The organism is Phycisphaerales bacterium (assembly GCA_016716475.1).
Taxonomy (GTDB): domain Bacteria; phylum Planctomycetota; class Phycisphaerae; order UBA1845; family Fen-1342; genus JADJWG01.
In genome coordinates, this window is sequence record JADJWG010000001.1 from 526183 (window position 1) to 539629 (window position 13447).

General features: G+C 64.5%; 11 protein-coding genes and 1 other RNA gene. 8 read left to right on the forward strand and 4 right to left on the reverse strand.

Features of this window, described 5'->3' with window-relative positions; translation table 11 throughout:
- Nucleotides 1-36 precede the first annotated feature (36 nt).
- An RNA gene (rnpB, locus tag IPM18_02265) (RNase P RNA component class A) lies at nt 37-415 on the reverse strand.
- A gap of 177 nt (nt 416-592) precedes the next feature.
- Between rnpB and IPM18_02270 the strand changes: the two genes are divergently transcribed.
- The gene (locus tag IPM18_02270) at nt 593-1942 is read left to right on the forward strand and encodes a C1 family peptidase (protein ID MBK9118413.1); all 1350 of its coding nucleotides are present in this window, start codon (nt 593-595) and stop codon (nt 1940-1942) included.
- A gap of 9 nt (nt 1943-1951) precedes the next feature.
- On the opposite strand, the gene IPM18_02275 is transcribed toward IPM18_02270, so the two are convergent.
- The gene (locus IPM18_02275) at nt 1952-3775 is read right to left on the reverse strand and encodes a hypothetical protein (GenBank protein ID MBK9118414.1); all 1824 of its coding nucleotides are present in this window, start codon (nt 3773-3775) and stop codon (nt 1952-1954) included.
- A gap of 31 nt (nt 3776-3806) precedes the next feature.
- Nucleotides 3807-5228, reverse strand: coding sequence for a dihydrolipoyl dehydrogenase (gene lpdA, locus IPM18_02280; GenBank protein ID MBK9118415.1), 1422 nt, complete (start codon nt 5226-5228; stop codon nt 3807-3809).
- A 302-nt stretch (nt 5229-5530) separates the two neighbouring features.
- Between lpdA and IPM18_02285 the strand changes: the two genes are divergently transcribed.
- Complete coding sequence (locus IPM18_02285; protein ID MBK9118416.1) at nt 5531-5818, forward strand: hypothetical protein; 288 nt, start codon at nt 5531-5533, stop codon at nt 5816-5818.
- A 7-nt stretch (nt 5819-5825) separates the two neighbouring features.
- Entirely contained in the window at nt 5826-6116 is a 291-nt protein-coding gene (locus IPM18_02290; GenBank protein MBK9118417.1) for a hypothetical protein, read from the forward strand.
- 135 nt (nt 6117-6251) lie between these two features.
- Here IPM18_02290 and IPM18_02295 read toward each other — a convergent pair whose 3' ends face one another.
- A complete protein-coding gene (locus tag IPM18_02295) occupies nt 6252-7586 on the reverse strand; it encodes a 2-oxo acid dehydrogenase subunit E2 (protein ID MBK9118418.1) in 1335 nt (444 codons plus the stop codon).
- A gap of 402 nt (nt 7587-7988) precedes the next feature.
- On the opposite strand from IPM18_02295, the gene IPM18_02300 reads away from it, so the two are divergent.
- The 5 genes from IPM18_02300 to IPM18_02320 all read left to right on the forward strand — a co-directional run bounded on the left by IPM18_02300 (nt 7989) and on the right by IPM18_02320 (nt 13409).
- Nucleotides 7989-9128, forward strand: coding sequence for a 3-deoxy-7-phosphoheptulonate synthase (locus tag IPM18_02300; protein MBK9118419.1), 1140 nt, complete (start codon nt 7989-7991; stop codon nt 9126-9128).
- Between the two features lie 279 nt (nt 9129-9407).
- On the forward strand, nt 9408-10694 hold the full coding sequence (locus tag IPM18_02305; protein MBK9118420.1) for an RHS repeat-associated core domain-containing protein: 1287 nt from the start codon (nt 9408-9410) through the stop codon (nt 10692-10694).
- A 113-nt stretch (nt 10695-10807) separates the two neighbouring features.
- Nucleotides 10808-11536, forward strand: a complete 729-nt coding sequence (locus IPM18_02310; GenBank protein MBK9118421.1) for a hypothetical protein — start codon at nt 10808-10810, stop codon at nt 11534-11536.
- Nucleotides 11537-11593: 57 nt separating this feature from the next.
- Nucleotides 11594-12928, forward strand: coding sequence for an RHS repeat-associated core domain-containing protein (locus IPM18_02315; protein ID MBK9118422.1), 1335 nt, complete (start codon nt 11594-11596; stop codon nt 12926-12928).
- A 19-nt stretch (nt 12929-12947) separates the two neighbouring features.
- Nucleotides 12948-13409, forward strand: a complete 462-nt coding sequence (locus IPM18_02320) for a hypothetical protein (GenBank protein MBK9118423.1) — start codon at nt 12948-12950, stop codon at nt 13407-13409.
- The last annotated feature ends 38 nt before the right edge of the window (nt 13410-13447 follow it).

Consider the following 13447-nt stretch of genomic DNA (forward strand, 5'->3'; position numbering starts at 1 on the left):
CGCTGTATTGCGCGGGATGAACAGGCAAGACAAGAAACGCGGAGTGGGCCGGTAAGCCGAATTCTGTCCCCGCCGGAGCGGGTGGCGACCATTCATCTGGGCCCGCCGTTACCGACGGGCTCGTGCACCCTACCCGGGGCTGGGTAGCGAGCCGGGCCGGCTCATCGCCCCTTATTTGGGCTTGCTGGCGGTGGGGTTTACCCTGCCACGACTGTCACCAGTCGCGCGGTGCGCTCTTACCGCACCTTTTCACCCTTGCCCGCACGGCGCCGCAGCGCCATACGTCGGCGGTGTGTTTTCTGTGGCACTTTCCCTGGGCTCGCGCCCGGTGGCCGTTAGCCACCACCGTGCCCTGTCCAGTTCGGACTTTCCTCCGGTGTGCGCGAGGCACTCCGGCGGTCGCCTGGCCCACTCCACGCAGGCAGATTGTACCACGTTTCACAGGGCTGCGTGGACGGGTTCAACCGGGTCGCCTGTTGGAGGCGCCACCCCCCAGCGCAATCCTCTCGTGTGACCATGATTCCAGGAGTGTCCCCGCCCTGATCCCGTACAATGCCGCAACGACATGAACCCCCCTGCTGAGGAGTACCGCATGCTGCTGCATGACCCGGTGGCCGCGCTAACACCCGACCGCATTCATGCGCTCTTTGCCGCATTCGAAGCCGACCCGGCCGCCCGCCGCGCCCAGAACGCGGTGACGCAGGTTCCGGTGGTCGACGTGGCATTGGACCGCCGCATTGTGACCACGATGGATCACAGCTTCTCCCACCTGCTCGACGATTGGGAGGCGACGAATCAGAAAATGTCGGGGCGCTGCTGGATGTTCGCGGGCCTCAACCTGTTCCGCGCCGGGGCGCTGCGCCAGCTCAATGTGAAGAACTTTGAATTCAGCCAGAACTTCACGCTGTTCTGGGACAAGCTGGAGCGGGCCAACCACTTCCTCGAAGCCATCCTCACCACCGCCGATCGTCCGCTCGACGACCGCACCGTCGCCTACCTGCTCGACCGGCCGCTTGACGATGGCGGGCAATGGAACATGTTCGTCAATGTCGTGCAGAAGCATGGGGTGTGCCCAAAGGTCTTCATGCCCGAAACGCACAGTTCCTCCGATACGCGCCAGATGAACCTCACGCTGCTCGCGAAGTTGCGCGAGGGGGCTCGCACGCTGCGAAACGCCCACGCGGCCGGCACGGACACGGCTGGGTTGCGGACTGAAAAGGATGGGATTCTCGCGGCCGTGCACCGCATCCTCTGCATTCACCTCGGTACGCCGCCCGAGCGTTTTTTGTGGCAATGGCAGGACAAGGACCGCGGCTTCCACCGCGACGGGGAGCTGACGCCGCGTGATTTCGCCCAGCGCTACGTCAAGCTGCCGCTGGACGAGTACGTGTGTCTGGTGCATGACCCCCGCCCGACGAGCCCGATGGGCCGCACCTACACCGTCGAGTTTCTCGGCAATGTAGTCGGCGGCGGGAGGGTCAAGTATCTGAACGTGGACATCGCCCTGATGAAGGAAATCGCCCAGCGCACCATCGTCGAGGGTGAACCGGTCTGGTTTGGCTGCGACACCGGCAAGATGATGCGCCGCGACCTGGGTTTGTGGGACGAGCGGCTGTTCGATTTCGCGGGCGTCTACAACACCACGTTCTCACTGACGAAGGCCGAGCGGCTGCTGTATCACGAGACGGCCATGAACCACGCCATGCTGTTCACCGGCGTGGACGTGGTCGATGGTCGACCGCGGCGCTGGCGGGTGGAGAACAGTTGGGGCGACGAGCTCGGACAGAAAGGCTTCTTCATCATGAATGACTCCTGGTTCGACGAGCACATGTTCGAGATCGCCGCGCACCGGCGCTACCTGCCGGACGAGTTGCGCGCCGCATTCGAGGAGGAGCCGATCGTGCTGCCGGCGTGGGACCCGATGGGCTCGCTGGCGGGCTAGGCGCGAGCGCTACTCTCCGAGGTGGACCTCGATGGCGAGCGGTGCGGAAATCGTACGCTCCAGCCAGATGAGGAGATTGCCTGCTGCATCGCGACCGATTGTGTCGACGGCGCGCCCGCGGGCGTAAACCCAGCAGCGACGATGGGCCGTTTCATGCACACGCAGCACGGGATCGAACCGCACGTGTCGGCCGGGCTCGAAAGTCACCCGCAGGACGCCCCCTTCCGGGGCAAGCTCGTAGCACCCTTCGGCCTCGTTGAATCCATCGCCGTCCTGATCCCCCGAGGCATCCGTCACCAGGCGACCGGTGCGCACCGGCAGTTCAGCCGGCGTGCGGTAATCACTCGCGAGCCCTGCCGCTTCGGGGGCATCGTCGATGTCCCAGGGCCAGATTCGCAGCAGGTGCGTGCTTCGCACTTCGTCATCGGCGGGCAGTATCCCGGCAACCACGCGGACTCGCCGAGCCGCGGGATCCGGCCAGGCGCGCTGGCGGCCGAGGTCGGGCATCCAGGTCCAGAGGAGGTCGGCCTTGTCACGGCCGGGCCGGCTGAAAAGTACGAACTGGGTCGACTCGACGGCCGGGCCGGCACCAGGCGGCGGAACATAGCGGAAACCCTGCTCCACGGGAACGGATACAAGATAGCCCAGTGAGGGCGGGGCCCACGCCTCCGGCGCAAGGCGCGTGGTCACTTCAACATAGACACTGCCCCAAGGGTAAATGACGTAGCGCCAGGTGTGACCGCCGGTAGCCGCTTCAGTAGTGTCAGCGCGCTGACCGCCCGCGACCACTACTCGAAAAGCGGACGCCTCCACAAGCTGTTGCGCATCGAGCGCCGACCACCACTCGGCCACCGTGGGGCTGGGCAAGACTGCCCGCGGCTGGGGTTCCGTGAACTCCGCCGGTCCCACGACGAATGGCAGCGGTCCGAGCCCGTCCTCGTCGGCGAGATTCTCGGATTGTACAAATTGAGCACCGCGGGTGCTGCGCGGTTCACCGCCGGCGCGCCACTCCACGATGCGGCCATCGAGAAAGCCGATTTCGAAGCGGTCGCGCAAGCCGACATACAGGCGGCGGCCGCGTTCCCGGGCGTACAACCCGCCGCCGGTAGTGTCTACCGGGCTGCGGTCGGTCGTGTTGTCGGCGAGCACGACGTCGTCGATGTAGAGGTCCGTGTCCTGCGTGCTTTCCGGCAAGTGGAAGGTGATGGCACGCACATCGGTGAGATGGATGCGCGCCCCAACCGAGGCGACATCGATGCGCAGCAGGTTCCAGCCGTTCGCGAGCCGCGCGACCTGCTCCCACCGCAACACACTGGTGCTGCCGCTCTCGATGCCGACTGCCAGAAGTACGCCCTCCGCCGGGCTGAACACGCTGGCGATCAGCAGCGGGTAGGCCTGCCAGTCCCGCACCAGGGCCAATTCCCGCGAACGTCGCCCGTCAAATCTTACTATGTCGCCCGGCCGTAGCATGGCCTTGAGACCGCCGGCGCCGGTTTCGTCGCGGCTGCGGAGAATGGAGAGCGCGGGTTGGGTGTTCGTGTCGGCGCCGTGAACGTCGACCGTGCGAAAGAGCAGCTCCTGACCGGGAGTTTCAAAATCCGCCAGACTGATAAAGCGACCACCGGCCAAGTCGGGATAATAGCGCTGCATCCGCTGCAGGCGCGGCGAGAGGCGCACCCCACCCGCCCCGTCCCCGTCGGTCGATACGGGACCGGTTGTTTCGCAGCCGGTTGCCCAAAGGGCTGCGGCAACCGCCAGAGAAAGCGGCAGTGCGGCGGGGCACCGCAGAAGCAAAGGTCGCGCCCCTTCGTACCCTCGTACCCACGTTCCCACGTTCAGGCGCTCCTTGTTGCTGTGCAGTGGGTTATTTTTTCAACATGTGAATCGCACTGCCAAGCACGCCTTCGGCCGCTTCCATGACCGTCTCCGAGGTGGACGGATGCGGGTGAATGGCAAGCGCGATGTCCTCGGCGGTTGCACCCATCTCGAGCGCGAGCACCGCTTCCGAGATCAGGTCGCCGGCGTGCTCACCGACGATGCCGACCCCCAGAATGCGGCCAGAGGTAGCATCCGCGACGATTTTGGTCAGGCCCTCGGCCCGGCCCATCGCGATGGCGCGGCCCGACGCGCCCCAATTGAACTTGCCGACCTTGATGTCCTTGCCGGCGGCCTTCGCCTCGGCCTCGGTCAGTCCGCACCACGCGAGCTCCGGGCTGGTGTACACCACCGCCGGAATGGCCCGCACGTCAAAGGCGGTGTTGTGGCCGGCGATCACCTCGGCCGCGACAATGCCCTCGCGGCTGGCTTTGTGGGCGAGCATGGGGTCGCCCGCGACATCGCCAATGGCGAAGATCTTCGGGTCGGCCGTACGGCGCTGCTCATCGACCTCGATAAAGCCGCGCTCGGTAACGACCACCTTGGTGTTTTCGAGACCGAGCCGGTCGGTGTTCGGCTGGCGCCCCACCGATGCGAGTACCTGTGCGAAGCGCTGCGTCTCGGTCTTTCCGCCGAGGGTGTAGCGCACTTCAATCTCGTCACCGATACGCCGGGCGCCCTCCAGCTTGACGCCGGTGTGCAGCGCCACGAACTGTTTCTTGAGGCGCTGGAGCAGCGGCCGGGCAAGATCTTCGTCCGCACCCGCGAGCGCGCGGTCCAATGCTTCGATCACGGTGACCTGGCTGCCGAGTGCGGCGTAGACCTGTCCCAGTTCGAGGCCGATGTAACCGGCCCCGATGATCAGCAGCGTTTTCGGCACATGGCTCAGTGCGAGCGCACCGGTCGAGTCAATCACGCAATCCGCCGCGAGGAGCTTCTCCGGAAGGCGCTTGGGGCGTGAACCACTGGCGATGATGCAGTTTTTGAACTTCAGGCGGCTCACTTCGCCGCCTTCGATGCGCACCGTCTTGGAATCCTCAAAACGGGCAGTGCCCTGGATGATCCGAACACTGCGGCCCTTGGCGAGCTGGTTCACTCCGCCGCAGAGTTTCTGAACCACGCTTTCTTTCCAACCGCGCAGCTTCGCAAGGTCGATCTCGGGCGCGCCGAACTTGAGGCCGAAATCACGCGCGTGCGCAGCACTGTCGATCAGGTGAGCGACGTGCAGTAGTGCTTTTGACGGGATGCAGCCCTCGCGGAGGCAAACGCCCCCAAGCAGCGGGTTCGTTTCGACGATGGTGGTTTCGAGCCCCAGGTCGGCCGCCCGAAACGCCGCCACATAGCCACCCGGACCACCACCGATGACCAGCAGGTCTGTCTGTTCCGTGAGTTCACCAACTACCACGCTCATCCTCCTGTGAAGGCCGCCGTTCTCGTGGGACAATGCCCGTGGCGGCCGCGGTATCCGGCCCACCCCGCCCGGTGGACCGGGCATGGTACCGTGTAAGGTCGCGGAGCGGCAGAGGGCGCGCGCCGCGTGCTTTCCGGCAGCAGCGCGGAAATCGACCGGGGGGCCGGCGCGCTCATCTGAATACCCAGCCGCCCGGCCCCCTGAATCACCTTCTACACTCGTCGCACACCTTCCAACACCACCCGTGCGAATTCGTGGCATACTTGATACCGGTCCCCTTACCCCCTCATGGGAGAACACGGATGAAATCCAGGAAAATGGTGGCGGCTACCGGTGGCCTGTTGCTGTTGCTCACAGGCGCGACGGCATTCATCCTCGGTGGTTGCGGTGGCGTGGTCGACGATGGTGCGCATGCGAAGCTGCATGAGCAACTCGGTACGACCAGCTTCACGGTCTTTCCCGCCTTTTTGCGCGACGGTCGGCAGGGTGGCTACGACACAGCGGCCGCGCAGACACTCGCCGAGTACCTGCGTTCCGAGCAGTTCGGCGCGGTGACTGTCGGCCAGGCGGAGATCCCCGCTCAGCGGTAAACCGGGCATGAACCAGGCGAAGATGCTGCGCGACAGTCTCGCCGAGTTCCAGGCCTGGCTGACCGCACACCCGATCGACACGGACTACGCCGTTCTGCCCGAGTACCTTGTCGACGGACAGGGGCGCGTGGTGGGTATTCACCTCTACGTCCTGGCGCAGGCGGGAATGTGTGCGGACGCGCTCCTGCTGAATTCCCACCATGAGCCGTTCAAGAAGGCGAATCCGCAGACTCCGGCGGACGCGACGCAGGTGGTTGTGGGTGTCCTGCACGCGATGTGGAAAGAGGGGCAGGAGTGACGGCGCGCTTGTAGCAGGCCATCACGTGCGGACTGGCTGCGCACATGCGGCGGACACCCTGCGGTATTCAGTGCGTTGCCGCCGGCAACCGCAGCCAGCCACCACGTCTCTACCGAACGCCCTGCACCTCCGCGACTACAGACTGATGAGCCGCAGCGGGTTTTCCAGCGAGCGAATCACATCGGTCGTGAAGCGGGCGGCATCGGCGCCGTCGATGATGCGGTGGTCGAAGGAGAGCGACAGCGGCATGATCAGCCGCGGCACGATCTGGTTGTCGTGGACGACCGGCTCCAGCTTCGCCCGTCCGAGCCCCAGAATCGCCGACTCGGGCGTGTTGACCATCGGGGTGAGGTACGTTCCGCCAAGTGCGCCGACATTCGTGATGCTGAAGGTCGCACCGCGCAGATCGTTCACCTCGAATTTCGCACTCCGCGCCCGGTCGCTGATGTCACCAAGCTCGATGGCGATCTGCGGCAGCGACTTCTTGTCTGCATCCTTCAACACGGGCACGACCAGCCCACGGGGAGTATCGACCGCAATACCGAGATTCACGAAGTCCTTGTAGATGATCTCCTCGGTCTTCGCGTCGTAGCTCGCGTTCACGTTGGGATACGACCGGAGGGCGACCGCGACGGCCTTCACGACGATCGACGTCATGGTGAGCTTCGCCTGCCCTTCGCGCGCTGCGGTATTGTACTGCTTACGATTGCGCTCCAGCTCCGTTACGTCCGCCGTGTCGCAGTGCGTCACGCGCGGCACGGTCAGCCAGGCCCTCGTCATCTGGCGGGCAATCGTCTTGCGGATCTGCGGCACGGCTTCACGACGGATCGGCCCATGTTTGCTGAAGTCGGGTAGCTCGATGTCGATGGCGGGCAGGCCGGGTGACCCCGCCGACGCGCCCACCGGAGCCGTCCCACCCTCCTGGACAAAGCGTTCAACATCCTCCTTCAGGACACGGCCGTTCGGACCCGTTCCAGTGACGAGATGGATGTCGATCTTGAGATCGCGGGCCAGTTTCCGTACGGCCGGGGCGGCTGCGACCGGCTCGTCGGAAGAGCGCGTGACGGCTGTCCGAGCGGACTTCGCTGGGGCTTCCTGCGGCTCTTCTTTAGCGTGCTCCCTGGTCGGGGCTTCCTGCTTGCCGGCCTTGGACGGGGCCGTTGTTTCCTGCGGAGTTTTGGCGCTCTTCGCGGTTGGCTCGGCCGGGGTTCCCTTCTGCCCTGTCTTGGTTGCGGCGCCATCGTCGATGGCAAGCAGCACCTGGCCCACCTTGACGGTCTGACCCGGCTCGACATGAACCTTGGATACGGTTCCGGCCTTGGGGGAGGGAATTTCGACGGCGGCCTTATCGGTCTCGACCTCCAGCATGGGCTGGTACTCGTCGATTATGTCACCTTCTTTGACCAGCACGTTGACGACCTGCCCCTCGTGGACACCCTCGCCCAAATCCGGAAGTTTGAACTCGAACATCTGCTGCGTCCCTTTTCAACGATCGCGCCCGGGGCCTGGTGGGCCGCATCGCGACCGACCGGCCCGGCGGGGCAGGTAGACCCGGAAGCCGAAGACCGGGCATTGTATCGCTCCCGCGCGAAATTCCCACCGGCCGGGGGGACCCGCCAGCAGCTCAGAAGCCAGACGGGACGGTCACAAGGGCGGTGAGGATCGGAGGTCGGGGGGCAAGGGAGGCCACCCGGCAGTGCGCGTCATTACCCTCATGCCCGTATGGTCCGAAACGATTGAAAGATTTTTGTTTGGCCCCGGCCCGCTACCACCGCATAATGTCATGGTGGGGCTGGATACCGTTCAGCGGGCCCTTCGCGGCCGCCGACCTGTGTGGGTCGGGCCGTGACGCCCGCGCGCTAAAGAGTTGTCATGCGGGAACTTGCGAGACGTCGTGGCGGCGGGTGGGGCGGCAGCGTACGGCATTCGGTCGGCCAGTGGCCCGAGGAGCCGACGCCCAGCATCACCCAGCCCACGCAGAATCTCAACGTCATCCGCACGCGAACCCTGGTGTACCCTCGGCACATCAAGCGCGACCTGCCCATGACGGTGGCCGCCAATCGCACAATCGTGGAATCACGCGAAGCGATCAAGGGCATCCTTGCCGGCCGGGACCCGCGGCTGCTGGTCGTCGTGGGCCCCTGCTCGCTCCATGACGATGATGCGGCCCGCGAGTATGCCGACCGTCTGGCGGTGCTGGCACACGATCTCGCCGATCGCATGCTGATCATCATGCGGGTCTACTTCGAGAAGCCACGCACGACGATCGGGTGGAAGGGCCTGATCAACGATCCGCACCTCGACGGCTCCTTCGACATGGAGACCGGGATCCGGCGCGCCCGCAAGATTCTGTTGTATGTGTCGGAGCTTGGACTCGGTACGGGCACCGAGATGCTCGACCCGATCATCCCGCAGTACACCGCCGACCTTGTGTCGTGGGGCGCGATCGGAGCGCGGACGACGGAATCGCAGACCCACCGGCAGATGGCCAGTGGTCTGTCGATGCCGGTCGGCCTCAAGAACGGCACCGACGGAAGCTTACAGGTGGCACTCGATGCGCTCGCGGCATCGCGGCACTCCCACAGTTTCCTCGGGATTGACGAGAACGGCATGACCGCCGTCATCGATACGCGCGGCAACCCGTGGGGCCACATCATCCTGCGAGGCGGGCGCAGCGGCCCAAACTACGATGCGGCCCATGTCGCCGAGGCCGTAGCGGCGCTGCGCGCGGCCGGGTTGCCCGAGGCGGTCATGGTCGATTGCAGCCACGCCAACGCGGACAAGAAGTACCAGAACCAGCACAAGGTGTGGTGGAGCGTGATCGAGCAGCGGTTGGCAGGCAGCCCGCACCTGATCGGCGCGATGCTGGAAAGCCACCTGTTCCCTGGCAGTCAGAAGCTCGACGGTGACCGCACCAAACTGCAACATGGCGTGTCAATCACGGACGAGTGCATCGGGTGGGAGGAGACGGAGCGACTGCTGCGCGAAGGGCACCGCCGGCTCGCACCCTAGCCGCCCGTTGACGACCCGCGCAGATCCACGAACGCGTGGCCGCGGTGCCGCCGGGTCTCGCTTCGGATGTCCGGGGCGCCGGATCCGTCGGCACAGGGTCCGCCGGCCGGCGTCGAAACGGTGTATGCTACCCGGAAGCCGGGCCGACCGCACAAGGCACCGCCCGGCACGCCCGGCCGTGGTTTGGGGAGTAGCATAGTCCTTCCCGCTCATTCTGCAAAACGGTCGGAAGGATCAGCGGGTGATTGACGGCCGGTCGCGGGCACGGAGGCGGCCGGGTTGAGCCGGGTGGATTTCGGGTATGATTCGGGTTGGCGGCGGGTGCGGAAGACCGTGACGCCGTGGGACGAGCAGGCGAGCGACTGGGCGGGTGCTCCGTCGCTGGATCGCCGGTTCCTCTGGTCGGGGTGGCGGATGCTGCTGGAGTTCGACATCCTGGCGGCCGAGCCGGACGAGCCCCTGCGGGCGCTGTCCTGGGGCCTGGACCTCGCGGGCCTGCGCGGGTCGCAGGGTGGCCGGGCATCGGCCGGGCTGTTCGAGCAGGCCGGGACGATCGGCGGGCTGCTTGCCGTGTGCAAGTACGACGTTAGCGGCGGGCCGTCGCCGGCCGATCCGGTGGATTACGTCTACCTGTACGACGCGCTGGGCAACGTCGGGCAGGTGGTGGACTGGTCGCACGATGCCCAGCAGCCCGGCGCCGCGCTCGCAGCCCGCTACGAGTACGACCCCTACGGCGGCGTGACGAAGGCCGAAGGTCCGTATGCGTCCGAGAACGCCTGGCGCTTCAGCACGAAGCAGTGGGACGATGAGACGGGGCTGGGGTACTGGGGATTCCGGTACTACGACGCCGTGATCGGGAGGTGGATGAGCGAGGATCCAATTGAAGAAGCTGGCGGCCTGAATCTGTACGCATTTCTCAGCAACGAGGTTACGCTCTACGTCGATACGGACGGTCGCCGGTGGTTTGTGATCGATCCGAGCGGTCGCGGCAGCAAGATTCGCGACGTCCTGACGGGCAAATGGGTGTCCAAGGATGCGTTCCGCGCCAACATCGCTCAGGGGCGATACACACCGGAGCAAATGGCGGGTTACCGACTCAAGGCAGCGCAGCATCTCATCCAGAATCAGATCATGGGCGTTTGGATTGGATGGGTTGGAAAGACGGTCTTTGAGGGCTACCGAAAGCTGCTTCGCGGCAGTGACATCGTAACTGCGTGCAACACGCGCGATGACCTGATACGAAAACGCGGCTACGTAATCGGAACAATCGACGGCGTTGTGTCAACAGATATGGGGCGCGCTCCTCGCGGGTTCTGGGATTTCGTCAACGAGCTCTACAGTATCATCCCATTCGACCTCCGCTACACATCAAACGCTCGTATGACATTCACCGTCGACTGCAAACGGAGAACTACTTTCTGGAATGTGATTGGTACGGCTACTCTGTCGGCAGAGGGTCAAGCGACAACAGTCTCAAGCGAAGTCGAGAATGTCTTCCTAACTGGGCAACGCCCGGATGGACTCAATGCGCAGATACTCAACGCATGTTGCGAGGATTGTCCATGACGACGCGAGACTACAATTGGTCAGTACTTGCTCTCGCTTGTGTCGCGGCCCTTTGGTGCACGGGCTGCGGCGGTGGGTGTGAGGCACGCGACCCGCTTGATTCCGAGTTGCGTATGACAACTCTAATCAGCGTAAGTGATATTGGCGGCCGATTCGCCACCCACCCCGTGAATGCGCGTCTCCGGGCACAGGATTTTGCTTCGTCGCGCGAGAATCTCGTCGGCATTCTCCGTAGCACGCGGGAGTTACAACGCCGGCAGACCATTGGTTACATACTGTTGCTTCTCGAAAGTAGCGAGTACCTAGAGTACGTGTGTGATCACGTGGATGAGATCGACTTCACGGAATGGTTGGTATGGGATTATCTTCTGGGCGAACAAGATGCTGATCTGAGTCAGCGCTACCGCGACAGGATGGTCTGTTTGTTGGAGCAGTCTGAGCATCCAGCCGCGCGGCTTACGCTGGGGAAGCAGCAGGCGCGCATGGGGCTGCTAAGCGAAGCAGTCGAGGAGCTTCTTGTCGCGGCAGCCGGTGAACACGCATGGGTAAGAGTATTCGCAGGCATGGAGATCTGGTCACTGAGAGAGGAGGACGGAGCGTTGGATCATCTGGTGGCGCGGCTTGGAGCAGCCGATCGCCACGCAGTGGAGGCAGCAAGCGTACTCGCTGAGATCGAAACTCATCGCGCGAAGGCGATTACGTTCCTTGAGCAAGCGACGAGATCAGCTGATGCGGAAGTCTCGCGTGCTGCGCAGAAAGTGCTTGACACGATCGCGCTGCGGCGTCACGACCAAGAGCGGCAACATAATGCTAACCGTCCAGGGCACCAGGTGCCTCCGTGACACCGCCACGTACGCCTTGCAGGCACCCGCGCATTCAACGGCGACGGCGTGGTCACGGTGTCCGACATCACCGGCTACGGTACGGCCGCCGGCTGGACCGGTCCCTCGGTCGCCTACGACTGGGACGGCGAGAACCGGCTCGTGACGGTGCGCCCGATCGAGGGCACGGAGGCGGCCGGGATGAGCCGGGTGGATTTCGGGTATGATTCGTCCTGGCGGCGGGTGCGGAAGACCGTGACGCCGTGGGACGCGCAGACGAGCGACTGGGCGAGCGCGCCGGCGCTGGACCGCAAGTTCCTCTGGTCCGGCTGGCGCATGCTGCTGGAGACGGACGTGCCGGCGAGCGGCGGGGAAGCCGTGCTGCGGAGTTTCACTTGGGGCCTGGACCTCGCGGGTCTGAACGGCGCCGTGAACTCGCTCGAATCTGCGGGCACGATCGGCGGGCTGCTGGCCGTGCGGCAGTACGACCTGAGCGGCGGGCCGTCGCCGGCCGATCCGGTGGACTACGTCTACCTGTACGATGCGCTGGGCAACGTGGGGCAGGTGGTGGACTGGTCGCACGATGCCCAGCAGCCCGGGGCCGCGCTCGCCGCCCGCTACGAGTACGACCCCTACGGCGGCGTGACCAAGGCCCAGGGCGACTACGCCGCCGACAACGCCTGGCGCTTCAGCACGAAGCAGTGGGACGATGAAACGGGGCTGGGAAATTGGCTCTTCCGGCCGTACTCCGCGAGCATGGGGCGGTGGCTGACGAGGGATCCGATTGAGGAGGAGGGGGGGCTTCATCTCTTTGTATATGCCCTGAACGGCCCTGCGGGGCTGTATGATCCGGACGGACGAGCAGTGCCGGTTGTGATTGTTGGCGGTGCGGCATTGACAACGGCCCAAGCCGTCGCCGCATCATTCGGGCTCACCCTAGCCGCATGTCTGGCATCGCCTCCATGTCGGCAGGCAATTGACGATGCCCTAAGGGCGGCGGCACAAGCGGCTGTGGAGGCTACGAAGTCCGCTGCACGAGAAGCGGCGCGCCGGTGCTGCCGTGTGCTATGCAAGAGCAGACACCCTTCGTGGCCGTACTGCACGGGCCACAGCACGCCGGAGCCCGTCGTGCTTCTGAAAGCCGCACAGGAGGCGCAAAAGAGCCGTCCGATCAGCGCAAACTGCCGCCCCGGAGGTCCATCAACTCTCTGCGCACGTCTGGGATCGTCAGGTACCGTGTACTACTGCTGGGTCAATTTTATCACCGTGCGCGGATATCCGGAAGCGAGTGTGGCGCGCATGTATACGATCTCATGCTGCAATTGCTGCCACACTATTCGAAGTGGTACCATGTGCATTAAGGCACATCGCACGGGAATGGGCAAAGCTTATGAACAGCCACCCCCGCCTTGAGTCGGCCTCGGAGATGCCCATGTCGATTGAACTACACGGTGAATACTCTGACGCACCGGCAAAGCTGGATTTCGCAATCGAGAGGGTAATGCGCGACGATCTTATCGTGCGCGTGCGCGCGGAGATTCGGTGCCCTATGCCTGGCGCGATCGCCCTCGAGTTCCATGCAACCGACGAGACGGTCTCAGAGTTCAGGCGACAGTCTGCGGCATTAGCGCGCGCACTGGTAGGCGAAGCATGTCTGTCCGATGCCGAAGGAGCGGTGATCGTGCGCGTGCGGGGCGTCCCCGGCACGCGAGAGTGGTTCGAGATTCAGGCAGATGTAGTTTGGCCAGCATTCCCCTCGAGTCGCGGAGGACCTCTCGCAGAAGCGCTTGGATCGGGCTTTCGCGCCTCCTTCACGGGCGTGTTGGTTGTCCGACATGCTCTATTGATGTTCGCAGAGGACCTCCAGAGCATGATTCCGGCATCCACTGGATAGCATTTGTGTGGTTCCGCAAGCGAGCCGAGGTGGGTGAA

What these genes read in the sequence shown, in the direction of transcription:
- IPM18_02310 (MBK9118421.1), top strand. Translation starts at nt 10,808, where the DNA reads ATGACAACTCTAATCAGCGTAAGTGATATTGGCGGCCGATTCGCCACC.
- IPM18_02300 (MBK9118419.1), top strand. Translation starts at nt 7,989, where the DNA reads ATGCGGGAACTTGCGAGACGTCGTGGCGGCGGGTGGGGCGGCAGCGTA.
- lpdA (MBK9118415.1), bottom strand. Translation starts at nt 5,228, where the DNA reads ATGAGCGTGGTAGTTGGTGAACTCACGGAACAGACAGACCTGCTGGTC.
- IPM18_02285 (MBK9118416.1), top strand. Translation starts at nt 5,531, where the DNA reads ATGAAATCCAGGAAAATGGTGGCGGCTACCGGTGGCCTGTTGCTGTTG.
- IPM18_02270 (MBK9118413.1), top strand. Translation starts at nt 593, where the DNA reads ATGCTGCTGCATGACCCGGTGGCCGCGCTAACACCCGACCGCATTCAT.
- IPM18_02295 (MBK9118418.1), bottom strand. Translation starts at nt 7,586, where the DNA reads ATGTTCGAGTTCAAACTTCCGGATTTGGGCGAGGGTGTCCACGAGGGG.
- IPM18_02320 (MBK9118423.1), top strand. Translation starts at nt 12,948, where the DNA reads ATGTCGATTGAACTACACGGTGAATACTCTGACGCACCGGCAAAGCTG.
- IPM18_02290 (MBK9118417.1), top strand. Translation starts at nt 5,826, where the DNA reads ATGAACCAGGCGAAGATGCTGCGCGACAGTCTCGCCGAGTTCCAGGCC.